Annotated in this window: 19 protein-coding genes, 10 tRNA genes, 1 other RNA gene and 2 other annotated features; of the genes, 27 read left to right on the plus strand and 3 right to left on the minus strand. The window is 50.5% G+C overall.

What is annotated here, in order from left to right:
• Nucleotides 1–190: 190 nt before the first annotated feature.
• Nucleotides 191–1,447 carry a stalk domain-containing protein gene (locus BN6628_RS00695; RefSeq protein ID WP_068612863.1) on the minus strand — a complete coding sequence of 419 codons (1,257 nt, stop codon included), beginning with the start codon at nucleotides 1,445–1,447 and terminating at the stop codon, nucleotides 191–193.
• Nucleotides 1,448–1,681: 234 nt separating this feature from the next.
• On the opposite strand from BN6628_RS00695, the gene ffs reads away from it, so the two are divergent.
• The 22 genes from ffs (at nucleotide 1,682) to BN6628_RS00800 (ending at nucleotide 14,924) form a co-directional block, all read left to right on the plus strand.
• Nucleotides 1,682–1,949, plus strand: an RNA gene (gene ffs / locus BN6628_RS00700) — signal recognition particle sRNA large type.
• 165 nt (nucleotides 1,950–2,114) lie between these two features.
• Nucleotides 2,115–3,881: a DNA polymerase III subunit gamma/tau gene (gene dnaX, locus BN6628_RS00705; protein WP_068612866.1), complete on the plus strand. Its 1,767-nt coding sequence runs from the start codon at nucleotides 2,115–2,117 to the stop codon at nucleotides 3,879–3,881.
• Nucleotides 3,882–3,962: 81 nt separating this feature from the next.
• The gene (locus BN6628_RS00710; protein WP_068612869.1) at nucleotides 3,963–4,274 is read left to right on the plus strand and encodes a YbaB/EbfC family nucleoid-associated protein; all 312 of its coding nucleotides are present in this window, start codon (nucleotides 3,963–3,965) and stop codon (nucleotides 4,272–4,274) included.
• Between the two features lie 27 nt (nucleotides 4,275–4,301).
• On the plus strand, nucleotides 4,302–4,901 hold the full coding sequence (recR, locus tag BN6628_RS00715; protein ID WP_068612872.1) for a recombination mediator RecR: 600 nt from the start codon (nucleotides 4,302–4,304) through the stop codon (nucleotides 4,899–4,901).
• Between the two features lie 197 nt (nucleotides 4,902–5,098).
• Nucleotides 5,099–5,341 carry a DUF2508 family protein gene (locus BN6628_RS00720; RefSeq protein WP_082927062.1) on the plus strand — a complete coding sequence of 81 codons (243 nt, stop codon included), beginning with the start codon at nucleotides 5,099–5,101 and terminating at the stop codon, nucleotides 5,339–5,341.
• Between the two features lie 24 nt (nucleotides 5,342–5,365).
• On the plus strand, nucleotides 5,366–5,635 hold the full coding sequence (locus BN6628_RS00725) for a pro-sigmaK processing inhibitor BofA family protein (protein WP_187386098.1): 270 nt from the start codon (nucleotides 5,366–5,368) through the stop codon (nucleotides 5,633–5,635).
• 292 nt (nucleotides 5,636–5,927) lie between these two features.
• Nucleotides 5,928–6,788, plus strand: a sequence feature (most likely nonfunctional fraction of RNA operon).
• Between the two features lie 33 nt (nucleotides 6,789–6,821).
• Nucleotides 6,822–6,898: transfer RNA gene (locus BN6628_RS26350), tRNA-Ile, on the plus strand.
• A gap of 91 nt (nucleotides 6,899–6,989) precedes the next feature.
• Nucleotides 6,990–7,065, plus strand: a tRNA-Ala gene (locus BN6628_RS26355).
• A 64-nt stretch (nucleotides 7,066–7,129) separates the two neighbouring features.
• Nucleotides 7,130–7,965: a sequence feature (23S ribosomal RNA rRNA prediction is too short), on the plus strand.
• A gap of 98 nt (nucleotides 7,966–8,063) precedes the next feature.
• Nucleotides 8,064–8,155 (plus strand) — tRNA-Ser (locus BN6628_RS00735).
• Between the two features lie 50 nt (nucleotides 8,156–8,205).
• Nucleotides 8,206–8,279: transfer RNA gene (locus BN6628_RS00740), tRNA-Met, on the plus strand.
• Nucleotides 8,280–8,289: 10 nt separating this feature from the next.
• Nucleotides 8,290–8,365: transfer RNA gene (locus tag BN6628_RS00745), tRNA-Val, on the plus strand.
• A gap of 5 nt (nucleotides 8,366–8,370) precedes the next feature.
• A tRNA-Thr gene (locus tag BN6628_RS00750) sits at nucleotides 8,371–8,446 on the plus strand.
• Nucleotides 8,447–8,462: 16 nt separating this feature from the next.
• Nucleotides 8,463–8,539 (plus strand) — tRNA-Asp (locus tag BN6628_RS00755).
• Nucleotides 8,540–8,617: 78 nt separating this feature from the next.
• Nucleotides 8,618–8,690: transfer RNA gene (locus tag BN6628_RS00760), tRNA-Phe, on the plus strand.
• Between the two features lie 22 nt (nucleotides 8,691–8,712).
• Nucleotides 8,713–8,797, plus strand: a tRNA-Tyr gene (locus BN6628_RS00765).
• A 4-nt stretch (nucleotides 8,798–8,801) separates the two neighbouring features.
• A tRNA-Lys gene (locus tag BN6628_RS00770) sits at nucleotides 8,802–8,874 on the plus strand.
• A 255-nt stretch (nucleotides 8,875–9,129) separates the two neighbouring features.
• On the plus strand, nucleotides 9,130–10,254 hold the full coding sequence (locus BN6628_RS00775; protein WP_082926730.1) for a PucR family transcriptional regulator: 1,125 nt from the start codon (nucleotides 9,130–9,132) through the stop codon (nucleotides 10,252–10,254).
• A 114-nt stretch (nucleotides 10,255–10,368) separates the two neighbouring features.
• The gene (locus BN6628_RS00780) at nucleotides 10,369–11,490 is read left to right on the plus strand and encodes an ABC transporter ATP-binding protein (protein ID WP_068612880.1); all 1,122 of its coding nucleotides are present in this window, start codon (nucleotides 10,369–10,371) and stop codon (nucleotides 11,488–11,490) included.
• Nucleotides 11,491–11,720: 230 nt separating this feature from the next.
• Nucleotides 11,721–12,662: an HPr(Ser) kinase/phosphatase gene (hprK, locus tag BN6628_RS00785; protein ID WP_068612883.1), complete on the plus strand. Its 942-nt coding sequence runs from the start codon at nucleotides 11,721–11,723 to the stop codon at nucleotides 12,660–12,662.
• Nucleotides 12,663–12,674: 12 nt separating this feature from the next.
• Nucleotides 12,675–13,739 (plus strand): prolipoprotein diacylglyceryl transferase, encoded by a 1,065-nt coding sequence (gene lgt / locus BN6628_RS00790; RefSeq protein WP_068612886.1) that lies wholly within the window; start codon nucleotides 12,675–12,677, stop codon nucleotides 13,737–13,739.
• 7 nt (nucleotides 13,740–13,746) lie between these two features.
• On the plus strand, nucleotides 13,747–14,403 hold the full coding sequence (gene ppaX, locus BN6628_RS00795) for a pyrophosphatase PpaX (protein WP_068612889.1): 657 nt from the start codon (nucleotides 13,747–13,749) through the stop codon (nucleotides 14,401–14,403).
• Entirely contained in the window at nucleotides 14,400–14,924 is a 525-nt protein-coding gene (locus tag BN6628_RS00800; RefSeq protein ID WP_068612891.1) for an acyltransferase, read from the plus strand. The genes ppaX and BN6628_RS00800 overlap by 4 nt, the downstream gene beginning before the upstream one ends.
• 109 nt (nucleotides 14,925–15,033) lie before the next feature.
• Here the strand turns inward: BN6628_RS00800 and BN6628_RS00805 are convergent, their stop codons facing one another.
• Nucleotides 15,034–16,413: a DUF4179 domain-containing protein gene (locus BN6628_RS00805; RefSeq protein ID WP_068612894.1), complete on the minus strand. Its 1,380-nt coding sequence runs from the start codon at nucleotides 16,411–16,413 to the stop codon at nucleotides 15,034–15,036.
• Nucleotides 16,406–16,930 (minus strand): sigma-70 family RNA polymerase sigma factor, encoded by a 525-nt coding sequence (locus BN6628_RS00810; RefSeq protein ID WP_068612897.1) that lies wholly within the window; start codon nucleotides 16,928–16,930, stop codon nucleotides 16,406–16,408. The genes BN6628_RS00805 and BN6628_RS00810 overlap by 8 nt, the downstream gene beginning before the upstream one ends.
• Nucleotides 16,931–17,262: 332 nt before the next feature.
• Between BN6628_RS00810 and BN6628_RS00815 the strand changes: the two genes are divergently transcribed.
• From BN6628_RS00815 to hisH, 5 genes are all read left to right on the plus strand, one after another.
• Nucleotides 17,263–18,438, plus strand: a complete 1,176-nt coding sequence (locus BN6628_RS00815) for an ATP phosphoribosyltransferase regulatory subunit (protein ID WP_068612899.1) — start codon at nucleotides 17,263–17,265, stop codon at nucleotides 18,436–18,438.
• A 75-nt stretch (nucleotides 18,439–18,513) separates the two neighbouring features.
• On the plus strand, nucleotides 18,514–19,143 hold the full coding sequence (gene hisG, locus BN6628_RS00820; protein ID WP_068612903.1) for an ATP phosphoribosyltransferase: 630 nt from the start codon (nucleotides 18,514–18,516) through the stop codon (nucleotides 19,141–19,143).
• Between the two features lie 21 nt (nucleotides 19,144–19,164).
• Complete coding sequence (gene hisD, locus BN6628_RS00825) at nucleotides 19,165–20,472, plus strand: histidinol dehydrogenase (protein WP_068612906.1); 1,308 nt, start codon at nucleotides 19,165–19,167, stop codon at nucleotides 20,470–20,472.
• Between the two features lie 2 nt (nucleotides 20,473–20,474).
• Entirely contained in the window at nucleotides 20,475–21,086 is a 612-nt protein-coding gene (gene hisB, locus BN6628_RS00830; RefSeq protein ID WP_068612909.1) for an imidazoleglycerol-phosphate dehydratase HisB, read from the plus strand.
• Nucleotides 21,087–21,089: 3 nt separating this feature from the next.
• Complete coding sequence (gene hisH / locus BN6628_RS00835; protein ID WP_068612912.1) at nucleotides 21,090–21,725, plus strand: imidazole glycerol phosphate synthase subunit HisH; 636 nt, start codon at nucleotides 21,090–21,092, stop codon at nucleotides 21,723–21,725.
• Nucleotides 21,726–21,813: the final 88 nt, after the last annotated feature.

A 21,813-nucleotide genomic window follows, 5' to 3' on the forward strand; every position in this document is an offset into this window, starting at 1 on the left:
AATCCCCTCTGACGAGTCAGAGGGGATTTTTCTTGTGCATTTTATTAAAAATACATGAAGATCGGTTAATTCTAAAGTTCAATTTATATGGGTGCTTAATTAGGAGCTTATAAAGATGAGTGCGTTCCTGTAGGGATTACGCGTTAACGGCAATTAATAGGCGGTAATTAAGCTCTTTAGGTAAGGGATATTAATTATTCTTTAACGTGATGGTCTGGTTAAGTTTGTCCCATACGGCCTGTTTGCCAAGCCCCAGTCTCCAGAAGGCTACGCCCTTCAAACCGTAACGCTTGGCGAGGCCTACCTTGGTATTCACGGTATTCTCATTCTCGCTGTACAAGTTTACTCCAAGTACGAGCTTGTCTTTAGGAGCCTCTTTCAGAGCGAGCTGGACAGCCTTATCCACCCGGTCTGCAGGCTGAGGCAGCTTCTCGTTGGTATAGGCGTAGGCCATAATGATAAGCTCATCCGCAAGCTCTCCGAGCCTCTTGTAGTCATAGCCATGATAAGACCCGTTCAGCGGCGGCAGGGCTAAAGAGAGCTTGAGGCCGGCTGCATGGGCAGCGTCTGCGGCTTCTTTGACCAGATTGTTATAGGAAGCCTGAACAGTCTGCGGATTTCCTGTAAGACCTAAGCCTTCGAGGTCCAGCAGGATTCCCTTGAACTGCTTCTGAATTGCGGTATCGACCATCTGGGTTAGGGCCTGCTTACGAGTGGTTTTATCCTCCACCAACTTGGTTAGCTCGCCCTTGGCATCTCCCGAGTAGACAAGCAGATAAGGGGAGGTTCCGGCAGCAGCTGCATCTGTCACCAGCTTCTCGGGTGTGGTATCTCCGGCCGGCTTAGGCCACCAGAAATCTTTTCCCGTTGTGGTGAAATTGCTTTGGTCATCAATGCGGCTCCAGCCGAATCCAACCGCATTAAAGTCTGGAATCAGCGAGGCTTCGCTAAATGCCCCTTGGGCATAGAAGGCCAGCGTATACAATTTCTCACGTGGAGATACAATAGATACCGTGCTTGTAGAACCGTCCCACTTCACACCGGCACCGAACTGCTGGCTGAAGAAGCTCAGGGGAATCATGGTTGTGCCGTTGATCGTTTGTGGGGCAAGCGCCACGGCTACCTTTTGTCCATTCACTGTCGCATTCTTGCTGCCCAGAGTCAGTATGACTTTTTTAGATGCTCCGCTGCTGTTCCTGGTTGCAGTAATCGTTTTGGTCTTTGAGTCCCAGATGACAGCCACGCCCAGTGCTTCGGAGATCGCCCGGAATGGAACGAGTGTCGTACCCTTTACGACTGTCGGCTGAGCAGGGAACGGTAGGGGGTACCCGTCAAGCAGGATGCTTACTTTGCCGGCGGCATGTGCAGCTCCTGAACCAATCGCACCAAACGATGTGAGGGCGAGGGCCAGGCAGAGAACCGCCTTGGTTTTTTTAAATGTATTCATGATTCGAAAATAACCACCTTTCTGAGTTACAGCTGTAGTGAGTGGCTGTGTTAACACCAGGTAAATCTATTAAATTATATCAAAAGTCTAGCAGTGAATGGAAGAAAAGGGAAAGGACCGGATGAAATGACGGGTATATGTTGTTCCAACACAACAGGCCGGATTAGGTGGACAATCTGTTAACTTCTTCTAACCGTTTGCATTTTGGACGGGCTTGAGATATACTTATTTTCACCGTGCTAGACGGGGAGGTAGCGGTGCCCTGTAACTCGCAATCCGCTGTAGCGAGGTTGAATTCCTATTAGAGGTCTTGTCGATGTGAGGTTTGGTCCTTGCAGTCAATGTTGACGGCTGGGTCCTCCGCAATGAGTAACTGTGAACCTGGTCAGGTCCGGAAGGAAGCAGCCATAAGCAGTCCCACTCTTGTGCCGGAGGGTGGCCTAGCCCGAGTTGTTCTGCAAGGGTGCCGCTTGGATCGCAATGATCAATAATAGGTGCACGGTACATCCATAAACAACAAGCACATCTTTGCCGATAGGCGGAGATGTTTTTTTATGCCTGAATGGCTGGATTTGGGGATTAAAAGTTTTTCTCTCCTTGGGAGTATAGTATAATAAAAGTATGTGACCAGCGTTATTAACGTAATGTCCGAAAGAAGGTGCCGCAAGTGGAACATATCGCGCTGTACCGCGCTTGGCGGCCGCAGTCGTTTGAAGATATGGTGGGTCAGCAGCATATCATCCGGACGCTTCAGAATGCGATCCGGGAAGACCGGCTTTCCCATGCCTATTTGTTTAGCGGGCCTAGAGGAACCGGTAAGACGAGTGCTGCCAAAATTTTGGCCAAGGCCGTGAACTGTGAGAAGGGACCGGCAGCTGAGCCGTGTAATGAATGTGAAGCCTGCAGACGGATTACGGCGGGAGCGGTCATGGATGTTCTTGAGATCGACGCAGCTTCCAACCGCGGGGTCGAGGAGATCCGCGATCTTAGAGAGAAAGTGAAGTACGCTCCGACGGAAGTCCGGCACAAGGTGTATATCATAGATGAGGTTCACATGCTTACAACGGAGGCTTTTAACGCGCTGCTCAAGACGCTGGAGGAGCCGCCGCCACATGTGATGTTTATCCTGGCAACAACGGAGCCGCATCGCCTTCCGGCCACGGTTATATCACGTTGTCAGCGGTTTGACTTCCGCCGGGTCTCTCTGGAAGAACAGAGTGACCGGTTGAAGCAGATTTGCGAACAAGAGAATATTCAGGCCGATGACGAGGCTGTTCAGTATATTGCACGGTTGTCCGATGGCGGGATGCGAGATGCGCTAAGCATATTGGATCAGATTTCCTCGTTTACCGACGGGCATGTCACCTATGAGCAGGTTCTAGCTATGACCGGAGGGATTGCCTCGCGGCAGTTTGCCGAGCTGGCTGAAGCTTTGTCCCGTAGAGATATTGGTGGAATGCTTCAGATTATTGAGGGGTTCATGCAGGAGGGTAAGAGCGCGGACAAGTGTATGGAGAACCTGATGTATTATTTCCGCGACTTGCTGATGATCAAGATGGTGCCAAAGGCTGAACACATGACAGAGCGCGTTCTGGACGCGCGGGAGTTCGAAGAGATGGCGAAAGCCTTTACAAAGCCGCAGCTGTTCGGTATTATCGACACGTTGAATCATTATCAGACGGAAATGAAATATGCTGCGCAGCCGCAGATGTTATTTGAAGTGGCTTTGCTTAAATTGTGCAGTATTACTGAGGGTGAGGCTCCGGGCCTGTCTGTTCAGGCCGCCGCTTCAGCAGGAGCATCTGCCGGAAATGCGGATGCTTCCGAGGTAGGGCAGCTTAGACGTCAGCTTGCCGAGCTTGAGAAGAAGCTGAATCAGGCGCTTAAGAATGGCATACCGGCAGGTGGGGGAGGTTCTGAATCTGGAGGGGGCTCTCGTCCTCAGGCTAGCAGATCTCCGGCGCCAAGAATCTCGAATCTTGCCAAGATTCCAGCGAACCTGGACCGTTATCTTGCCCAGCGTAACTCTCCGGAATTTACAGCTGTTCAGAATAAGTGGAATCAGATTCTCCAGCGTGTGAAGGAGGAGAAGGTGACCATCCATGCCTGGTTCATGAATGGGGAGCCTGTCTCCGTCTTGGACAACACCGTATTGGTGGCTTTTAAGAACGACATCCACAGGGAGACCACGGAGAAGCCGGCCAATAAGGAAGTGATTGAACGGATTCTGGAACAGCAGCTGGGTGGACCATTCCGCCTGGTCAGCATGATGCTTAAGGATTGGAACGAAGCGGTTGAGGGAGCAGGGTCTAATGCTGCGCCTGAACCTTTTCAATTAGAACCGGGTCCTGAGGACACGGGGGCGAGTAAAGAACCCTGGGTAGATGAGGCTCTTCATATTTTTGGAGACGACCTTGTTGTTATAAAAGAGTGATTTGCAGGTAAGGAGTACATCCACCTGCGATTGCTTGTTGTTACATCCATAGCTTGAAATTAATCTAAAGGAGCGTTTCCCATGAACAATATGAACCAAATGATGAAGCAGGTTAAAAAGATGCAGGAGCAAATGCTGAAAGCTCAAGAAGAGCTCGGCGAAAAAATGATCGAAGGAACTTCCGGCGGCGGTGTGGTTACAGTTCAAGTGAACGGCCACAAAAAGGTGCTGTCCATCAATATTAAACCGGAAGCTGTAGATCCTGATGATGTGGAAATGCTTCAAGATCTCGTATTAACTGCGGTTAATGACGCTTTAACTAAAGCGGAAGAGCTGGCTAATCAGGACATGGGCAAATTCACGGGCGGTATGAAAATTCCAGGACTGTTCTAATTACACTATCGAAGGAGCACACGAATATTGTATTATCCCGAACCGATCGCCAAGCTGATCGATGCATTTACGCACCTGCCGGGAATTGGGCCTAAGACGGCAGCCAGACTGGCTTTTCACGTGCTGCGCATGAAGGACGACGATGTGGTGGATTTCGCTAAAGCTTTGGTTAGTGTAAAACGGAATCTTCATTATTGCTCAGTCTGCTGCAATATCACGGACACAGACCCGTGCCGGATTTGTCAGGATAAGACCCGAGATGCTTCTGTGATCTGTGTGGTTCAGGAGTCCAAGGACTTAGTGGCCATGGAGAGGACGAAAGAATTTGACGGTTATTATCATGTTCTACAAGGGGCGATTTCTCCCATGGAAGGGATTGGTCCGGATGAAATCCGCCTTAAGGAGCTGCTCGGCCGTCTTAGTGATGAGCGGGTACAGGAGTTGATTCTTGCGACGAATCCGAACATTGAAGGTGAAGCTACAGCTATGTATATTTCCAGGCTGGTTAAGCCTTTTGGCATCCGTGTGACCCGGATTGCTCACGGGCTGCCGGTAGGTGGAGACTTAGAATATGCGGATGAAGTAACGCTATCGAAGGCGCTTGAGGGCCGGCGGGAGCTTAGCTGAGCACAATTCTAATCAATGAATGAAATAAATGTGTAATGACGGAAGCCTCTTAGGAGGCTTCTTTTTTTGGTTCTAAGTTTGTCCTTTCCCAGATATGTATGGAATACGGAATATGAACAGTCGGACAGGGCTGGTTGAATTCTGTTTGTACAGAGGGAGGGGTATGAGTGGCTTGGTGGACAAAATGGACCGAGAGTATGAAGAAGCAGCGGGCAGCAGATCATGATTACGAGCGCAAGGCTCACATTTACGAGGAAATCCGTCTGGCTAAGGCAGAGTGGGAGAGAGCCTATATGGCTTTCCAAGAGGCTGTAGGCGAGGACGAGATTGATTTTGCGGTATATACCCTGGAGGCTGCTGAAAGGCGATATCAGATCCATTTGAAAGAGGCCAAGAAGGAATCCCAGTGGGGTCCGAATTATTATGGAATGCCATATTAATTATGTGAATACGAAGGAGGCGTAATGACTGTGAGATGGGTTTTTACAGGTGTATTAGTTGCGTCATTGATCTTAATCGTATATATACTGGTAACAAGAAAGCTCGGGTTCAGCTGGCTGACCAAGCTCGGTCTTCATGTTGTTCTTGCTGCTCTTGGTATCTATGTGGTGAATTACTCAGGTATTGTGTCCGATCTGTATATCCCTTTGAATCCGATAACTATGAGTACTGTACTTTTGTTAGGACTGCCTGGGGTTGCTCTCCTAATAGGGATAAAATTAACATGGACTTAATGATTGACGGTTGCTTGGCATCTGTGTTACATTATAAATCGCTCCTTTGAGGGGACAAGCGCTTTTAACAACTTAGAAAAATCGGTTAAAAAAAGTGTTGACTACTGAAGAAGCAATGTGATATATTATAAAGGTCGCTGCTGAAACAACGCGGTGATGAACAAAAGCGAGTTTGATCTTTGAAAACTGAACAACGAGTGAGATACAAGATTGAAGAACTTCGGTTCTTTGATCGAATGAGAATTAAAATTCTCGTCAGTTTCAAAATGAGCAAGTCAAACACTTTAATGGAGAGTTTGATCCTGGCTCAGGACGAACGCTGGCGGCGTGCCTAATACATGCAAGTCGAGCGGACTTGATGGAGAGCTTGCTCTCCAGAGAGTTAGCGGCGGACGGGTGAGTAACACGTAGGTAACCTGCCTGTAAGACTGGGATAACTACCGGAAACGGTAGCTAATACCGGATACGCAAGTTCTTCGCATGAGGGATTTGGGAAAGACGGAGCAATCTGTCACTTATGGATGGGCCTGCGGCGCATTAGCTAGTTGGTGAGGTAACGGCTCACCAAGGCGACGATGCGTAGCCGACCTGAGAGGGTGAACGGCCACACTGGGACTGNATTGAAGGTGTACCGGAAGGAGCGCTGGACTGCATACAAGTGAGAATGCCGGTATGAGTAACGAAAAGATCAGTGAGAATCTGATCCGCCGAAAGCCTAAGGGTTCCTGAGGAAGGTTCGTCCGCTCAGGGTAAGTCGGGACCTAAGGCGAGGCCGAAAGGCGTAGTCGAAGGACAACAGGTTGAAATTCCTGTACCACCGTAATCCGTTATGAGCGATGGGGTGACGCAGCAGGGTAGTGACGCGGACTGATGGATGTCCGTCCAAGCAGTGAGGCTGGTATGNGGAGAATCGCTTCCTGCGACGGAAGCATTCAAATATTGCGGTCAGCGCAAGCTGCCGTATCCGCTTTGCATCGCAAAGCAACCTCTCACTCGTTGTTCAGTTTTGAGAGAGCAAACCTCTTTCAAACATGCGTTTGGTGATGATGGCGGAGGGGTTCCACGCGTACCCATCCCGAACACGACCGTTAAGCCCTCCAGCGCCAATGGTACTTGGACCGCAGGGTCCTGGGAGAGTAGGACGTCGCCAAGCGCAACCCTAATGGGTTACAATTTAACAAATTAAGGGCCTTTAGCTCAGCTGGTTAGAGCGCACCCCTGATAAGGGTGAGGTCGGTGGTTCGAGTCCACTAAGGCCCACCATATTGCTACCAAAAGTAATGTATCACCGGGGTCCCCGGAAAGTAATCAGAATAGACTTCGGAGCCATACATCATTTTTTGGGGTGAAATATGGGGCCATAGCTCAGCTGGGAGAGCGCCTGCCTTGCAAGCAGGAGGTCAGCGGTTCGATCCCGCTTGGCTCCACCATACAAATTTTCATTTGATCCTTGAAAACTAGATAACGAAACGAAATTGCGTAAATTAGAATTCCTTTAAGCTGAACTTGTGCAAACAAGTGAAGTATCTAAGGTAGCGCGAAGGTTGGTCAACCAACCCGAGCAATGGTTAAGCTACTAAGAGCANACCGGAGCGCCAGCTTCGGTGGAGGCACCGTTGGGATACCACCCTGATCGTATCGGAGTTCTAACCTAGTACCGTAACCCGGTACGGGGACCGTGTCAGGTGGGCAGTTTGACTGGGGCGGTCGCCTCCTAAAGCGTAACGGAGGCGCCCCAAGGTTCCCTCAGAATGGTTGGAAATCATTCGAAGAGTGCAAAGGCATAAGGGAGCTTGACTGCGAGACTGACAAGTCGAGCAGGGACGAAAGTCGGGCTTAGTGATCCGGTGGTACCGCATGGAAGGGCCATCGCTCAACGGATAAAAGCTACCCTGGGGATAACAGGCTTATCTCCCCCAAGAGTCCACATCGACGGGGAGGTTTGGCACCTCGATGTCGGCTCATCGCATCCTGGGGCTGAAGTAGGTCCCAAGGGTTGGGCTGTTCGCCCATTAAAGCGGTACGCGAGCTGGGTTCAGAACGTCGTGAGACAGTTCGGTCCCTATCTGTCGTGGGCGTAGGAAATTTGAGAGGAGCTGTCCTTAGTACGAGAGGACCGGGATGGACGCACCGCTGGTGCACCAGTTGTTCCGCCAGGAGCACAGCTGGGTAGCTAAGTGCGGAAGGGATAAGCGCTGAAAGCATCTAAGCGTGAAGCCCCCCTCAAGATGAGATTTCCCAGTATGTAAGACCCCTTGAAGACGACGAGGTAGATAGGCTGGGGGTGGAAGTGCAGCAATGCATGGAGCTGACCAGTACTAATCGGTCGAGGGCTTATCCAAAAATACCCGAAGGACGCAGTTCCTAGAAGGGTGCGCAAGTTCGTTTCGTATCTAGTTTTCAAGGATTAATACCTTGATGATGCTTTGGAGAGATACCCAAGTGGCTATAAGGGGACCCTCTGCTAAGGGGTTAGACTGCGTAAGTGGTGCGAGGGTTCGAATCCCTCTCTCTCCGCCATTCCCATAACATGAACGTGAGGGACGGGCATTAGAGGAAAGTTTGAATATGGCGGCGTAGCTCAGCTGGCTAGAGCGTACGGTTCATACCCGTGAGGTCGGGGGTTCGATCCCCTCCGCCGCTATTATACATATGGAGGCTTAGCTCAGCTGGGAGAGCATCTGCCTTACAAGCAGAGGGTCGGGGGTTCGATCCCCTCAGCCTCCACCATATGTGCCGGTGTAGCTCAACTGGTAGAGCAACTGACTTGTAATCAGTAGGTTGGGGGTTCAAGTCCTCTCGCCGGCACCACTTTTATGAATATTGCGGAACTGTGGTGTAGAGGCCTAACATGCCTGCCTGTCACGCAGGAGACCGCGGGTTCGAATCCCGTCAGTTCCGCCATTCATTTAAAACTGGAATTTTCCACAGTGAAGTGGGAAGCATAATGTGACCACTTTATTTTTTTTGACCATTTTGTATGGCTCGGTAGCTCAGTCGGTAGAGCAGAGGACTGAAAATCCTCGTGTCGGCGGTTCGATTCCGTCCCGAGCCACTTTATTTTTTTCTAATATCTTGGAGGCTTAGTGAAGTGGCTAAACACGGCAGACTGTAAATCTGCTCTCTACGAGTTCGGTGGTTCGAATCCATCAGCCTCCACCAGTAAGAGCCATTAGCTCAGTTGGTAGAGCACCTGACTTTTAATCAGGGTGTCGAAGGTTCGAGTCCTTCATGGCTCATCATATGAAGATCGTTAATCCTATTAAGATTAACGGTCTTTTTGTTATTGGCTTTAACCAGCTAAGCATGCGAAGCGTGGGAAAAAAACCACCTGCTATGCGGGTGGAGGCAAGGAGGTTTTGACCAACAAGACCAAGCAACAAGCACTAGGCACCGAGCAGCCAGGTGAAGTGGCCGGATGGGATATGCTACAATAAGAGGTAATCATCTTGCTTAGCTTATATAATGACATAGCTTAGAAAGGCGTCTTGATTATGGACATACAATTAGTGAGAGAGAAGCTTGAACGAGTTGTAGGGGATTCTGTAGAGCAAAGGGATCTATCTCTTAAGGAATGGTCTTCTTGGGCTAAAGCCGCGAAGGCAGGTAGTGAGGTATCAGGTACTACTGCGGTAATCAAGGGAAAACGCTTATTCATTCCCTGGGATCAGTCAGAGGCCGGTATAACCGGGTTTGAAATGGATGCCAAAGTGGTTACGGAATCGGAAATCAGGCTGATTGAGCTTGTGGTTGAAGCTGCCCGCGGAGCGGGATTCAGTAGTGTTGCCTCATCCCCTGGAGATGAAGAAGAGCGAAATACCCGGCTTGGCCAATGGATTCAAGCACAGCTGGATCGAGGACTTTTGCATGAGGAAATTCCGGACCAGCTTAATTTAAAGTCCAGGCTTACCGGTACCATGGTTCCTTTTCTCCTAAGTTATGAGAACCGGACACACCGGGATCTTACTTATAAACAGCTGAATAAGCTGCTGCAGAGTTATTTTGACGGAGATATCACGTTGGTTCCACTTCCAGGCAGCCGAGAGTGGCTGATTTTGGTTGGAGAATCATTGTTAAATGGGTTTAAGGAAGAGAGCGATGAAGGGCAGGATACCGAACGGGGCATGCTGTATGACCTGTGCCAGGGGGTCTATGAACTGATTTCCAACGAGTGGGGCGGCACCTCTCATCTGTCTGTTCTTGACCCCATTACACCGCTGCAATCTCTAACCAGCGCAGTATCCCTATTAAGAGAGTCCTTGCAGCTTGGACGTCTATTTCATCTGACAGAGCATATTCATTTACCATGGGCACTGTATTTGGAACGGCTGATCTACAGCATTCCTGATGAGCAGCGCAGACAGTTCCTGGATCAGACGGTACCTCATGCAAGCTCCACGGTATTTACCGATAATGAGACTTTGTCCACACTGGAATCGTTCTTCCAATTGGATTGCAATGTTAGTGAGACAGCCAAGCGGTTATACATTCACCGCAATACGCTCTTGTACCGCATGGATAAGATCAAGCAGGAGACCGGACTTGATGTGCGCAGCTTTCAAGATGCAGTTCTTGTGAAGTTGACCTTATTATTGTGTAAAGTGACGAAAAGGAAATAGGTTTTTTGTGCAGTTTGTGTATGGCGGTCTATTGGCCTTTAGTTTAATATAAGAATAGAAATGTATCCGATTACATTATTGCTATTATAAAAAATGCTTAGGGGGCAATTATTCATGGCTGGTGTACGCTTAGAGCACATTTACAAGAAATACGCTGGAGCTGAAAAGGCTACTGTTATGGACGTTAACTTGGACATCAAAGACAAGGAGTTCCTTGTATTGGTTGGTCCTTCCGGTTGCGGTAAGTCCACAACACTTCGTATGATCGCAGGTCTTGAAGAGATTTCTGAAGGTAAATTGTACATTGGTGACCGCGTAGTGAACGATGTGGCACCGAAAGATCGTGACATCGCAATGGTATTCCAGTCCTATGCATTGTATCCACATATGAACGTATACCAGAACATGGCGTTTGGTCTGAAGCTTCGTAAAGTGAAGAAGGAAGAAATCGACCAGCGTGTTCGTGAAGCAGCTAAAATTCTAGACATCACTCATTTGCTTGACCGCAAACCGAAAGCACTTTCCGGTGGTCAGCGTCAGCGTGTGGCCCTGGGCCGTGCGATTGTCCGTGATCCACAAGTCTTCCTTATGGATGAGCCTCTCTCCAACTTGGATGCAAAGCTGCGCGGTCAGATGCGTGCTGAGATCACTAAGCTGGTTAAGCGTCTTGAAACCACTTGTATCTATGTAACGCATGACCAAATCGAGGCTATGACGATGGGTGATCGTATTGTCGTTATGCATGACGGTATTATTCAACAAGCAGCTTCCCCAGAAGAACTGTACAACCAACCAACCAACATCTTTGTTGCTGGTTTCATTGGTTCCCCAACCATGAACTTTGTTACAGGCACACTTTCCGAAGCTAACGGTGCTGTTCATTTCAAAGCAAACGGTCTGGACGTTGAAGTACCACAAGGCAAAGCCATTACTCTCAAAGAAAAAGGCTATGTAGGCAAAGAGGTCATCATGGGTATTCGTCCTGAGGACATTCATGAAGAGCCTGTATTCCTGGAAGCTTCCCCGCATACTATCTTTAATGCAAGTGTATTCCTGACTGAGAACATCGGTCACGAAATGCAGCTTCATTTGAGCGGTGTTGGCAATGACACTGTAATCGCGCGCGTAGATGGACGCTCCAGAACCCGTGAGGGAGATCAAGTTAAACTGGCTATCGATATGAACAAAATTCATATCTTTGATAAAGACTCGGAATTGAACGTATTCTTCAACTAAGAGGAATAATCAAGCCGAAACCGCCCTTCGGGGCGGTTTTTTTGTAACCGGGAACGGGCGCGGGTGAGAATAGTTGATATGCTGTGTCCCTTGGAGCGATTGATTTACCAGGCAATATCCTTTACGATAAATACAATGTACTGAAGTTATTCCATTTATCCCAATTTAGTGTAGAGAACTTTAGAGTAGAGAACTTCAGTGTGGCCGACAGGTAGAAAGGAAGAACACGTATGGCTAAAAAGGTAAAAGTATCTGAGCTCGTGAATCAATTCGGGTTGGAGGTCCTATCCGGAGAGCAGGGCCTTAAACGGGCTATTACTGTAGATGATCTGTACCGTCCGGGCCTGGAGCTGGCAGGATATTTTGAGTATCATCCATCGGAACGTGTACAAATATTAGGAAAGACTGAACTCGCCTTCTATACAATGCTGCCAGAGAAGGAACGCAAAGATCGCATTGAGAGATTATGTCAAAGCCCGATTACCCCATGCATCATTATCACCAGAGGCTTGGATGTGCCGAAAGAGATGGTGGAGATTGGGGAGACAAGAGAAATCCCAATTCTACGCAGCAGTATGGCTACAACCATTCTGTCGAGCCGAATTACCGGATTCTTGGAGCGTAAGCTCGCTCCTACGGCAACCATTCACGGGGTGCTTGTAGATGTGTATGGGGTGGGTATGCTGATTACAGGTTCAAGCGGGATTGGTAAAAGTGAAACCGCACTAGAGCTGGTTAAACGCGGCCACCGTCTAATTGCCGATGATGCCGTTGAAATCCGTCAAACCTCGGATAATCAGCTTCACGGGTCAGCCCCTGAGCTAATCCGTCACCTGCTTGAAATCCGTGGTGTCGGTATTATTAATGTAATGACCCTTTTTGGTGCGGGAGCGATCCGTAATAACAAGAGAATCACCCTCGTTGTCCGCCTCGAGGCGTGGCAGCAGGAGAAACAGTACGACCGTCTGGGTCTGGATGAAGAGACAACAAGAATTATCGACACCGACGTGCCGCTTGCTACAATTCCAGTTCGTCCAGGGCGAAATTTGGCTGTAATTATTGAAGTGGCCGCTATGAACTTCAGACTGAAGCGGATGGGCTATAATGCCGCATTGCAGTTCACTACAAAACTCACCGAGACTATTGCGGAAGATGTAGACGATTTGGATTAGGAGCGTGTGTGGATGGAAACGTTGTTATTAAATCCGGTCGCTTTTTCCATTGGGGAGCTTCATGTCCGGTGGTATGGCCTGATTCTGGGCACAGCGGCTCTTGTTGGCCTGCTGCTTGCCGTTCGGGAAGGGAAGCGGTTCGGGATTCCGCCTGAGTTCTTCATGGATCTCGTGCTGTTTGGAGTGCCTTCTGCCATTATTGGGGCACGGATTTATTTTGTGGCCTTTAAATGGGAAGATTATAAGAACAACCTCTGGGATGTGTTCAAAATCTGGGAGGGCGGCATAGCCATCTATGGTGCACTGATTGGTGCTATTATATGTGCCGTCATTTATGTAAGGCGTAAAGGCTATAATTTCTGGCGGATCGCGGATATTTGCGCGCCAGGGCTGATCGTCGGCCAGTTAATCGGCCGTTGGGGCAACTATGTGAACCAGGAAGCTTATGGCGGTCCTACCACAGAGACGTTCCTTCGCGATCATCTGCACCTGCCGTCTTTTATTGTGGATCAAATGAATGTTCAAGGTGTATTCCACCATCCGACCTTTCTGTACGAGTCGTTATGGAACCTGGTTGGCTTAGTCCTGCTGTTCGTGCTGCGGCGCCAGAAGTTCCTTCGTGCCGGCGAGCTGTTTATGTCCTACTTCATTTGGTATTCCATTGGAAGATTCTTTATCGAAAGACTGCGTACGGACAGCCTGGCCTTCAAAGGACCGGACTGGCTTGCATCGTTCGTGGATGCTTTGTGGGCGCCAATGAAGGCTCTAGGCTTCGAACCTGGAGCGCTGGACCCGCAATACGGTAATGTCCGTATTTCTCAATTGCTGGCGATTCTCATCATCATCGCGGCCATTGTACTGATGATTTACCGTCGTAAGACAGGAAAGGCTGATGCACGTTATAGTGACCCGATTATCCGGACTAAGGGAATAGGGGATGATCATCTGCCTGAGTCTCAACTCACCGAGAGAGAAGAGACTCATCATTCTACAGCAGCAGACCGGTCTGTTTCTGCAGAACCGGATAAACAGAGAGAGATAGAAGAAAGCATCAAACCAGAGGATAAAAAGGAGTAGCCACCCAATGATTGAAACCGTACTGTTTGATTTGGATGGAACGATTGTAAATACGAATGAGCTGATTATCAGCTCATTTCTTCATGTGATGAATAAGCATTATCCAGAGTCCCCCATTACCCGTGAGCAGATGATCCCTTATATGGGACTGACCTTAGAGCACCAGCTTCATCAGTTTACAGGCAGAGAGGATGTGGCTGAGCTTGTCACGGACTATCGGGCTTACAATAAACTGCATCATGATGCGCTGGTTCAGGAGTTCCCCCATGTGCACGAAGTGATGACCCGACTGCATGAGAAGGGCATCACCATGGGTGTGGTCACCACCAAGATAAGGCCATCAACCATACTTGCACTGGAAACTTTTGACCTGCTGAAGTTTATGAAGGAAATTGTCACGCTGAACGATGTGGAGCACCCTAAGCCGCATCCGGAGCCGGTGCTTACCGCGATCAAGCGGCTGGGTGCCAATCCCGAGATAACCCTGATGGTGGGGGATAGCCCGGCTGATCTGCAGTCTGCACGGGCGGCAGGGGTGAAATCCGCTGCTGTGGCTTGGTCACTGAAGGGCCCAGAGGTACTTAAGAAATATGAACCTGATTATATTCTTAACGACATGACCGACTTATACGGTGTGCTCGGAATGGAGTCTGAAGTGAAGTGAGGAAGGTTACCCGTTATCCGGTAGAAGGGCCGAATGCACTTTGGCAGCTGTACCGGACGGTAAGTCCTTGGAAAGGCGTCTGGAATTTCATTGTCATTCAGCTGACGCGGTACTGCCCCATTCTTCCGCTAAAGAACTGGATGTACCGCAAGCTTCTGCGCATGCGGGTGGGGGAGCATACCGCTTTTGGCCTGATGGTGATGGTGGATGTGTTCTTTCCAGAGAAAATTACGATCGGCCGCAACTCGGTGATTGGTTACAATACGACGATTCTAGCTCATGAATACCTGATTAAGGAATATCGCTTGGGCGAGGTAGTGATCGGAGATGAAGTACTGATTGGAGCCAATACGACAATTCTTCCGGGTGTAACGATTGGGGACGGGGCTGTCGTGGCCGCAGGTTCCATTGTTCACAAGGACGTTGAAGCGGGCAGCTTCGTTGGCGGTAACCCGCTGCGGGTGCTGCAGCGGAAGAGTCCGGAGAAGGAGGCCCTGGTTGCGGAGGGTCAAACGGAATAGTGAGGTAGACAAAAAGAAGGAGCACGTGAGAATTCACGTGCTCCTTCTTCTAATTGCCCAAAGTACAAGACAATCGCTCGTGTGCCTGTTTTCTTAAGGTCCCTGCTGACTACTGTCCCGTTACGGAAAATGACTGTAAATAATCATTGCCCGGATACTGGGAGAGCCGGAAAGTCAATGGCTCGGCATACTTTCCGGTCTGTATATAAACAGGGTAGACCTGCTCATCCTGAGCCTGGGTCCTAACACTGATATACCCGGTTGGCAGTTCCGTCGCTGATGCCGGATTAGTTACCAGCTTGTGCAGCTCTCTGTTGGCATCCATAAAGTCACTTATTAATAATGGGGTCTGCTCCTGCGAAGGTCTGTTCTTAGCTGAGAACGAGAGAGAAATCTCGGTAACCTCCCCGGTCTGGGTGATGCGGTTCAGATGGAGACGCTCATCAGGGGCCCAGATAAGCTTCTGTTCACTGGTATTGATGACGATATTAAGATCATTTCCAAGCGACTCTTCAATCCCTTTAGCCGCAAAGGTCAACTGTAAGAACTGATCGTAGTAAATACTATCGAAATAAACCCGGTAAGGGCCTTTATTGTTGACCAAGTGATACAGATACTTGATGTCTGAAGTTTCATGAGTCGATTTCAGCATCAGGGAAGGGGAGATGAACCTTATAATATTGTTGTTGTCAGCGTCATAATCAATGGTGATCTCTGTGCTAAGCGGGTAAAGGTTAGCCCTCTTCACTTGGAAGCCGTGGTTATGAATACTTACAAACTGGTTGAAATCGGCGGTTCTGACCAGGCTTCTGAACTTTGTGGTATCAAGTACGATAGGCAGACTTAAAGTCTGGGTATCTGTGCTGCTCCCTTTGCTCCAACTGCTTTCAAAGTTGAAGGAGCCGGGCGTATTAAGGCCAAGAAAGTTCAATGCCAGAAATCCCTGCTTCTGAGCGTTGACCTGTTCAGTAGGAACCGAGTTATTGTAAGGTATGCTTTGAATAGTATACTTACCCTTCACATTGAAGAATCTCAGTTTGATCGGTTCCGCATCTGCCACATTCTCCGTTCTGTAAAAAACAATGGCCTGCAAATTGTCAGCCAACACCCCATCCACCGTCAATTTATAACCGTCCTTCTCCACGGTCTGGCTCATCGGCTGATACAGCCCATGGTTGGCAGCCGTAAGCCATACCGGGTTGCCCTGAATTGCAGCGGTGACATAGTCGGGTGCGGTGAATTGGATATTTGCCGCGGGCACGGTTCCTGAATGCCCTATACGAAAAATTAGAACAATCATTAGACAGAATGCCAAGGTTCCTGCCACAGAGCCGAACCTGCGGAAGTATACCTTCTTTTGACGAGCCAGGTTGGCCCGCTCGATGCCTCGGTTCACGGCATCATTCAGGTTGAATGCACTGACGTGCTGCTCAGCAATCCGGGCTTCCTGAAAATAATCACGAAGCATTTTTTCCTCTTGATCAGCCATGATACACCTCCCCTCCCCGTTCCATCTGTCCACGAAGCTGTTTCAACCCCTGATGGATCCAGGTCTTAATCGTTCCTTCCGGTTTGTCCAAAATTCTGGCAATTTCAGGAACCGTCATCTCCTGATAATATTTGAGCATCAAAGCATGCCGGTATTTGGGCTTCATCTGGTCCATCGCTTCCTCCAGATCAAGCTTATATACATTCACCATTTCACTACTGCTGCCGTGTGGCTCCATGGGCATAGACCTCTGCCGTTTGCGTCTGCGCTGCTCATCGATACAGCAGTTAATTAAGATCCGGAACAGCCAAGGGACAAAATGATCGGGGTCCTTAAGCTTCGAGCATTTCATCCAGGCACGGTATACCGTCTCCTGCACGGTCTCTAGCGCGTCCGCCTCATTGCGCAGGTAACTGAAGGCAATACCGTAAAGTTTTCGTTTTTGACTATCGATGAGCGCATGGAAGGCGCTCTCGTCCCCTTTGCATGCTTCGGCGGCCCATTGTTTCTCTTCCACCGTTAGGCCTCCTTTAATTAGGTTCGGTACGCAGTATATCTATATGACGTGCGAGATGGGAGAATCGTTTTATAAATAAAAATAATTTACGGTAAAAGGATTTTAAGAAGAGATCAGTTTGGAGTAATTTACTACCCTTGAGGGCAGCATGGTAAAATAAGGGCAGTCCGCATAGAATTCGATAATTCATGGTGCAACTAGCCCTGAATAGGGGAAACTTATTGACGCTGTAAGGAAGGATATGATAAGATATCCCATATTCTTTAATTTGGTAGCATGGTAGTGCTTTACCATGATAAAATATAAAAAGAAGCTGACAAGAGGTGATCGGGTTGTCTAAACCGAAAGGATTTGAGAAACCAGCCGGCGTCCGGGACTATCTGCCATATGCGGTGGAACGCCTGCGTGCGATTGAACGAAGTGTGCTGGACTGCATGAAGGGCTGGGGGTACCGCCAGATTATGACTCCGACCATGGAGTACTACGATACCGTGGGTGTGGCGAGCTCCACTTCGGACCAGAAGCTGTTTAAGCTGCTCAACAACCGGGGAACAACGATGGTTCTCCGTTCTGATATGACTTCCCCGATCGCGAGAGTTGTCTCTTCACTGCTAAAAGAAGAGCCGCTTCCTATCCGGCTGTCCTATCACGCGAACGTCTACCGTGCAATTGAAGAGGAAGCGGGAAGAGAGTCGGAATTCTTCCAGACTGGGGTCGAACTGGTCGGTGACGACTCCCCGGAAGCGGATGCTGAGGTTGTAGCACTGGCTGTAGCGTCTCTGCGGGCTGCTGGCGTAAGCACATTCAAAATTGCCCTTGGTCATGTGGGCTTCTTGAATGGACTGCTGGAGGAAGCTGTGCCTGGGGCTGAAGAGGCCCGGGAATTGCTCAAGCAGGGTCTGCTCCGGCGTGATTATGTGGGATACCGCGAGACGGTGTCCAGGCTGGATGTATCCGCCGAGCAAAAGGAGGAGCTTCAGGGAATCCTCCGGCTTCGCGGGGGCCGGGAAGTATGCAGCGAGGCCAAGCAGCTCAGCTCCAGTAAGCTGGCTCAGGATTCGATCGACCATTTGTGCAGGGTATGGGATGCGCTTGAGGATTACGGTGTGGCTGAACACGTGCTGATTGATTTAACCATGATTGGCGATTTCTCTTATTACACAGGGCTTATATTTGAAGGTTATGCAGCAGAGCTGGGATTCCCGGTATGCAGCGGCGGCCGTTACGACAACCTTCTTCAGCAGTTTGGCCGACCCGTGCCGGCAACAGGCTTCGCACTGAAGACCAATCGGATTCTGGATGGTGTCGATGGAATCCAAACCGAGCGGGAGCTGCCAGTACTTGTCCAGTATACCGCGGAGGGCCGTAAAGCAGCCCTTCAGGAAGCCAGCCGTCTGCGGAGCAGCGGCGGCATCGTGGTCACCCGACATGTGCATACCCAGGATGACCTGGTTGCATTGACGGAAGCGGCAGGGAAATATGCCGATGTTATCAGCTTTACGGGTTGATTAGACGTAAAGCCAGAGCCTGTAAGTCTTTTAAATACAGGAATGAACAGTGTAGAGAGGAGGAGTTGATCCTATATGGCAGAAATTATAAAGGTAGCTATGCCGAAAGGCCGAATATACAAAAAGGCGTCCGCCTTGTTCCGGGAAGCCGGGCTTAACATCCCATTGGATGTGGATGAGACCCGCAAGCTGGTCATTCCACTACCTGAGGTGGGAATGGAGTTCATTCTGGCCAAACCGGTGGATGTGCCAACCTATGTGGAATACGGAGTGGCTGATATTGGTATTGTTGGCAAGGACGTGCTGATGGAAGAGAAGCGGGATGTCTACGAGCTTCTGGATTTAGGGATCGCCCGCTGCCGGATGTCCGTGATCGCACTCCCGGATTGGCAGCCGGGGATTCAACAGCGTGTGGCGACCAAATATCCGGCCATAGCTTCCCAGTATTTCCGGGAACAAGGGCAACAGGTGGAGGTCATCAAGCTGAATGGTTCAATCGAGCTTGCGCCGTTGATCGGGCTGGCCGACCGGATTGTGGACATGGTAGAGACCGGGCAGACCCTTCGCGAGAACGGGCTTGTGGAGATGGAACGTATCTTCGATATTACGAGCCGCCTGGTAGCGAACCGGGTGAGTTACCGGATGAAAAATGCGGAAATTCAGCGCATCTGTGACGCGCTTCAGAATGTGATTGGTGTAGTCTAGCGAGGCGAGGGGGAATAGCAAATGAGAATACTTCCGGCAGAGGAGTTTGATCTGCGGCGTGAGGTGGAGTACGGATCGCCGGAGCAGAATGAGGCTGTAAGGCAAATTGTATCCGATGTAAAAAAAGAAGGCGATGCCGCCCTGCTGCGGTACACCGAACGTTTTGACGGCATGAGGTTGGCACCTTCCGGCCTCAGGGTGACTGGGGACGAACTGAAGGCGGCTTACGCCCAGGTAGAGCCCTCCTTCGTAACAGCGATCGCCGCAGCCGCGGCAAACATCCGGTCTTTCCATGAGAAACAGAAGCGCAGCTCTTGGATGGACCTGCAGCCGGATGGCAGTATTCTCGGCCAGATTATCCGGCCGCTGAAGCGGGTCGGTGTCTATGTGCCGGGTGGCAAGGCTGCTTATCCCTCCTCGGTGCTGATGAATGTCATTCCCGCTCAAGTGGCGGGTGTGCCTGAGATTGTGATGGTTACACCGCCGGCAACCGGTGGGAAGGAAGGGATCGACCCGTATATCCTCGTCGCCGCGGCAGAGGCCGGCGTAAGCGAGATCTACCGGGTCGGCGGCGCCCAGGCGATTGCGGCCTTGGCCTACGGCACCGATACGATCGAGCCGGTAGACAAGATCTGCGGGCCGGGCAACATCTTCGTCGCGCTGGCGAAGCGCGAGGTGTACGGCGCGGTCGACATCGACAGCATCGCCGGCCCGAGCGAAATCGCCGTGCTGGCGGACGACAGCGCCGACCCGGCCTATGTGGCCGCCGACCTGCTGTCCCAAGCCGAGCATGACGAGATGGCCTCTGCCATTCTCGTCACCACCTCGGTGGACTTCGCCAAGGCGTGCCAAGCGGAAGTGCAGCGCCAGCTTGCGGAGCTGCCGCGGCGGGAGATTGCCGCCGCTTCCATAGAGCGCTATGGCGTGATCCTGGTAGTGGATTCCGTCCAGGAGGGAATCCAGGTTATTAACCGGCTCGCCCCGGAGCACTTGGAGCTGATGATCGAGGAGCCGATGGCCTATCTCGGTCTTGTGGAGAATGCCGGGGCGATCTTCCTCGGCCCGTACAGCTCGGAGCCGGTAGGGGATTATTTTGCGGGACCGAATCATATTATTCCGACCAACGGCACAGCCAGATTCTCTTCACCGGTGGATGTGGATGATTTTATTAAGAAATCGAGCATGATTTATTACAGCAAACAGGCCCTGCTTGAGAACGGGGATACAATTATAGAGCTTGCCCGCAGGGAAGGGCTGGAGGGCCATGCAAGAGCGATAGAGATCAGGCTTCAGCAGGAAGCGAAGTCATATAGGAAGGGTGGCGAATAAAAATGACGACAACAAACGGAGCAAGTGGCGCACGCCAAGCAAGTATCAGCCGGAAGACAAATGAGACGGATATCAAGCTTGAATTCGCAATCGACGGGACTGGACAGTCCCGGTTGGAGACGGACGTTCCTTTTCTGAACCATATGCTTGACCTGTTCACGAAGCACGGTCAGTTCAATCTTACGGTAGATGGCAAGGGCGATATCGAAATCGATGATCATCATACGGTAGAGGACATCGGCATCTGCCTCGGCCATACAATTCTTGAGGCACTCGGGGACAAAAAAGGAATCAAGCGTTATGCCAACGTGTTCATACCCATGGATGAAGCCCTGGCCCAGGTTGTGATTGATATCAGCGGCCGCCCGCACTTCGAATATCGTGCGCAGTATCCTTCAGCCCAGGTTGGCAGCTTCTCCGTGGAATTGGTGCAGGAGTTCCTCTGGAAGCTGGCGCTGGAAGCCCGCATTACGCTTCATGTCATTGTGCATTACGGACAGAACACACACCACATGATTGAGGCAGTATTCAAAGCGCTTGGGCGTGCGCTGGATGAGGCTACAAGCCTCGATCCGCGTGTGACCGGCGTGCCTTCAACGAAAGGAGTGCTGTAACCCGTGACCATCGCCATTGTCGATTATGGAATGGGCAATCTGCACAGTGTCAGCAAGGCCTGTGAGCGTCTGGGGTTTAAGACCGTTGTGACCGGTGACCCGGCGGCCATCCTGAATGCCAGCGGTGTGCTGCTGCCGGGTGTAGGGGCCTTCGGCGATGCGATGGAGCATCTTCGTGAGAGCGGGCTGGACCGCGTCGTTCGGGAGGCTGCCGCAGCGGGCAAGCCGCTGCTTGGTATCTGCTTAGGGATGCAGCTGCTTTTTGATTCCAGCGAGGAGCACGGGGATCACCAGGGTCTTGGCATACTGCCCGGCCGGGTAGTGCGGTTCGAGGGCGGCTCTCTCAAGGTGCCGCATATGGGCTGGAACAAGCTGGAGTATGTGAACAGTGACGGCCCGTTGTTCTTGGGGTTGGAAGAAGGGCACGTCTATTTCGTGCACTCTTACCATGTCCTGCCGGAGCGTCAGGAGGATCTGCTTGCCGTAACGGACTACGGATATCCGGTGACCGCGGTTGTTGGCCATGGGAATGTGTTCGGCATGCAGTTCCACCCGGAGAAAAGCGGAGAGATGGGCATGTCGCTGCTGCGTAATTTTCTTACTTTTGCAGAAGGCGGACAGCAGGGACAGGCCGGCTAAGTCTGAGCAGGAACAACGAGCTTAGGCTCAAAACTTTGGAAAGCGATGTCGGGAATGAGGATTCGAAAATCAGAATTAGGAAATCAGA

The organism is Paenibacillus tuaregi (assembly GCF_900086655.1).
GTDB classification, from domain to species: domain Bacteria; phylum Bacillota; class Bacilli; order Paenibacillales; family Paenibacillaceae; genus Fontibacillus; species Fontibacillus tuaregi.

What these genes read in the sequence shown, in the direction of transcription:
- ppaX (WP_068612889.1), top strand. Translation starts at nt 13,747, where the DNA reads ATGATTGAAACCGTACTGTTTGATTTGGATGGAACGATTGTAAATACG.
- hisB (WP_068612909.1), top strand. Translation starts at nt 20,475, where the DNA reads ATGACGACAACAAACGGAGCAAGTGGCGCACGCCAAGCAAGTATCAGC.
- hisD (WP_068612906.1), top strand. Translation starts at nt 19,165, where the DNA reads ATGAGAATACTTCCGGCAGAGGAGTTTGATCTGCGGCGTGAGGTGGAG.
- BN6628_RS00805 (WP_068612894.1), bottom strand. Translation starts at nt 16,413, where the DNA reads ATGGCTGATCAAGAGGAAAAAATGCTTCGTGATTATTTTCAGGAAGCC.
- BN6628_RS00720 (WP_082927062.1), top strand. Translation starts at nt 5,099, where the DNA reads ATGAAGAAGCAGCGGGCAGCAGATCATGATTACGAGCGCAAGGCTCAC.
- BN6628_RS00780 (WP_068612880.1), top strand. Translation starts at nt 10,369, where the DNA reads ATGGCTGGTGTACGCTTAGAGCACATTTACAAGAAATACGCTGGAGCT.
- BN6628_RS00725 (WP_187386098.1), top strand. Translation starts at nt 5,366, where the DNA reads ATGACTGTGAGATGGGTTTTTACAGGTGTATTAGTTGCGTCATTGATC.
- lgt (WP_068612886.1), top strand. Translation starts at nt 12,675, where the DNA reads ATGGAAACGTTGTTATTAAATCCGGTCGCTTTTTCCATTGGGGAGCTT.
- hprK (WP_068612883.1), top strand. Translation starts at nt 11,721, where the DNA reads ATGGCTAAAAAGGTAAAAGTATCTGAGCTCGTGAATCAATTCGGGTTG.
- BN6628_RS00710 (WP_068612869.1), top strand. Translation starts at nt 3,963, where the DNA reads ATGAACAATATGAACCAAATGATGAAGCAGGTTAAAAAGATGCAGGAG.
- BN6628_RS00695 (WP_068612863.1), bottom strand. Translation starts at nt 1,447, where the DNA reads ATGAATACATTTAAAAAAACCAAGGCGGTTCTCTGCCTGGCCCTCGCC.
- hisG (WP_068612903.1), top strand. Translation starts at nt 18,514, where the DNA reads ATGGCAGAAATTATAAAGGTAGCTATGCCGAAAGGCCGAATATACAAA.
- BN6628_RS00775 (WP_082926730.1), top strand. Translation starts at nt 9,130, where the DNA reads ATGGACATACAATTAGTGAGAGAGAAGCTTGAACGAGTTGTAGGGGAT.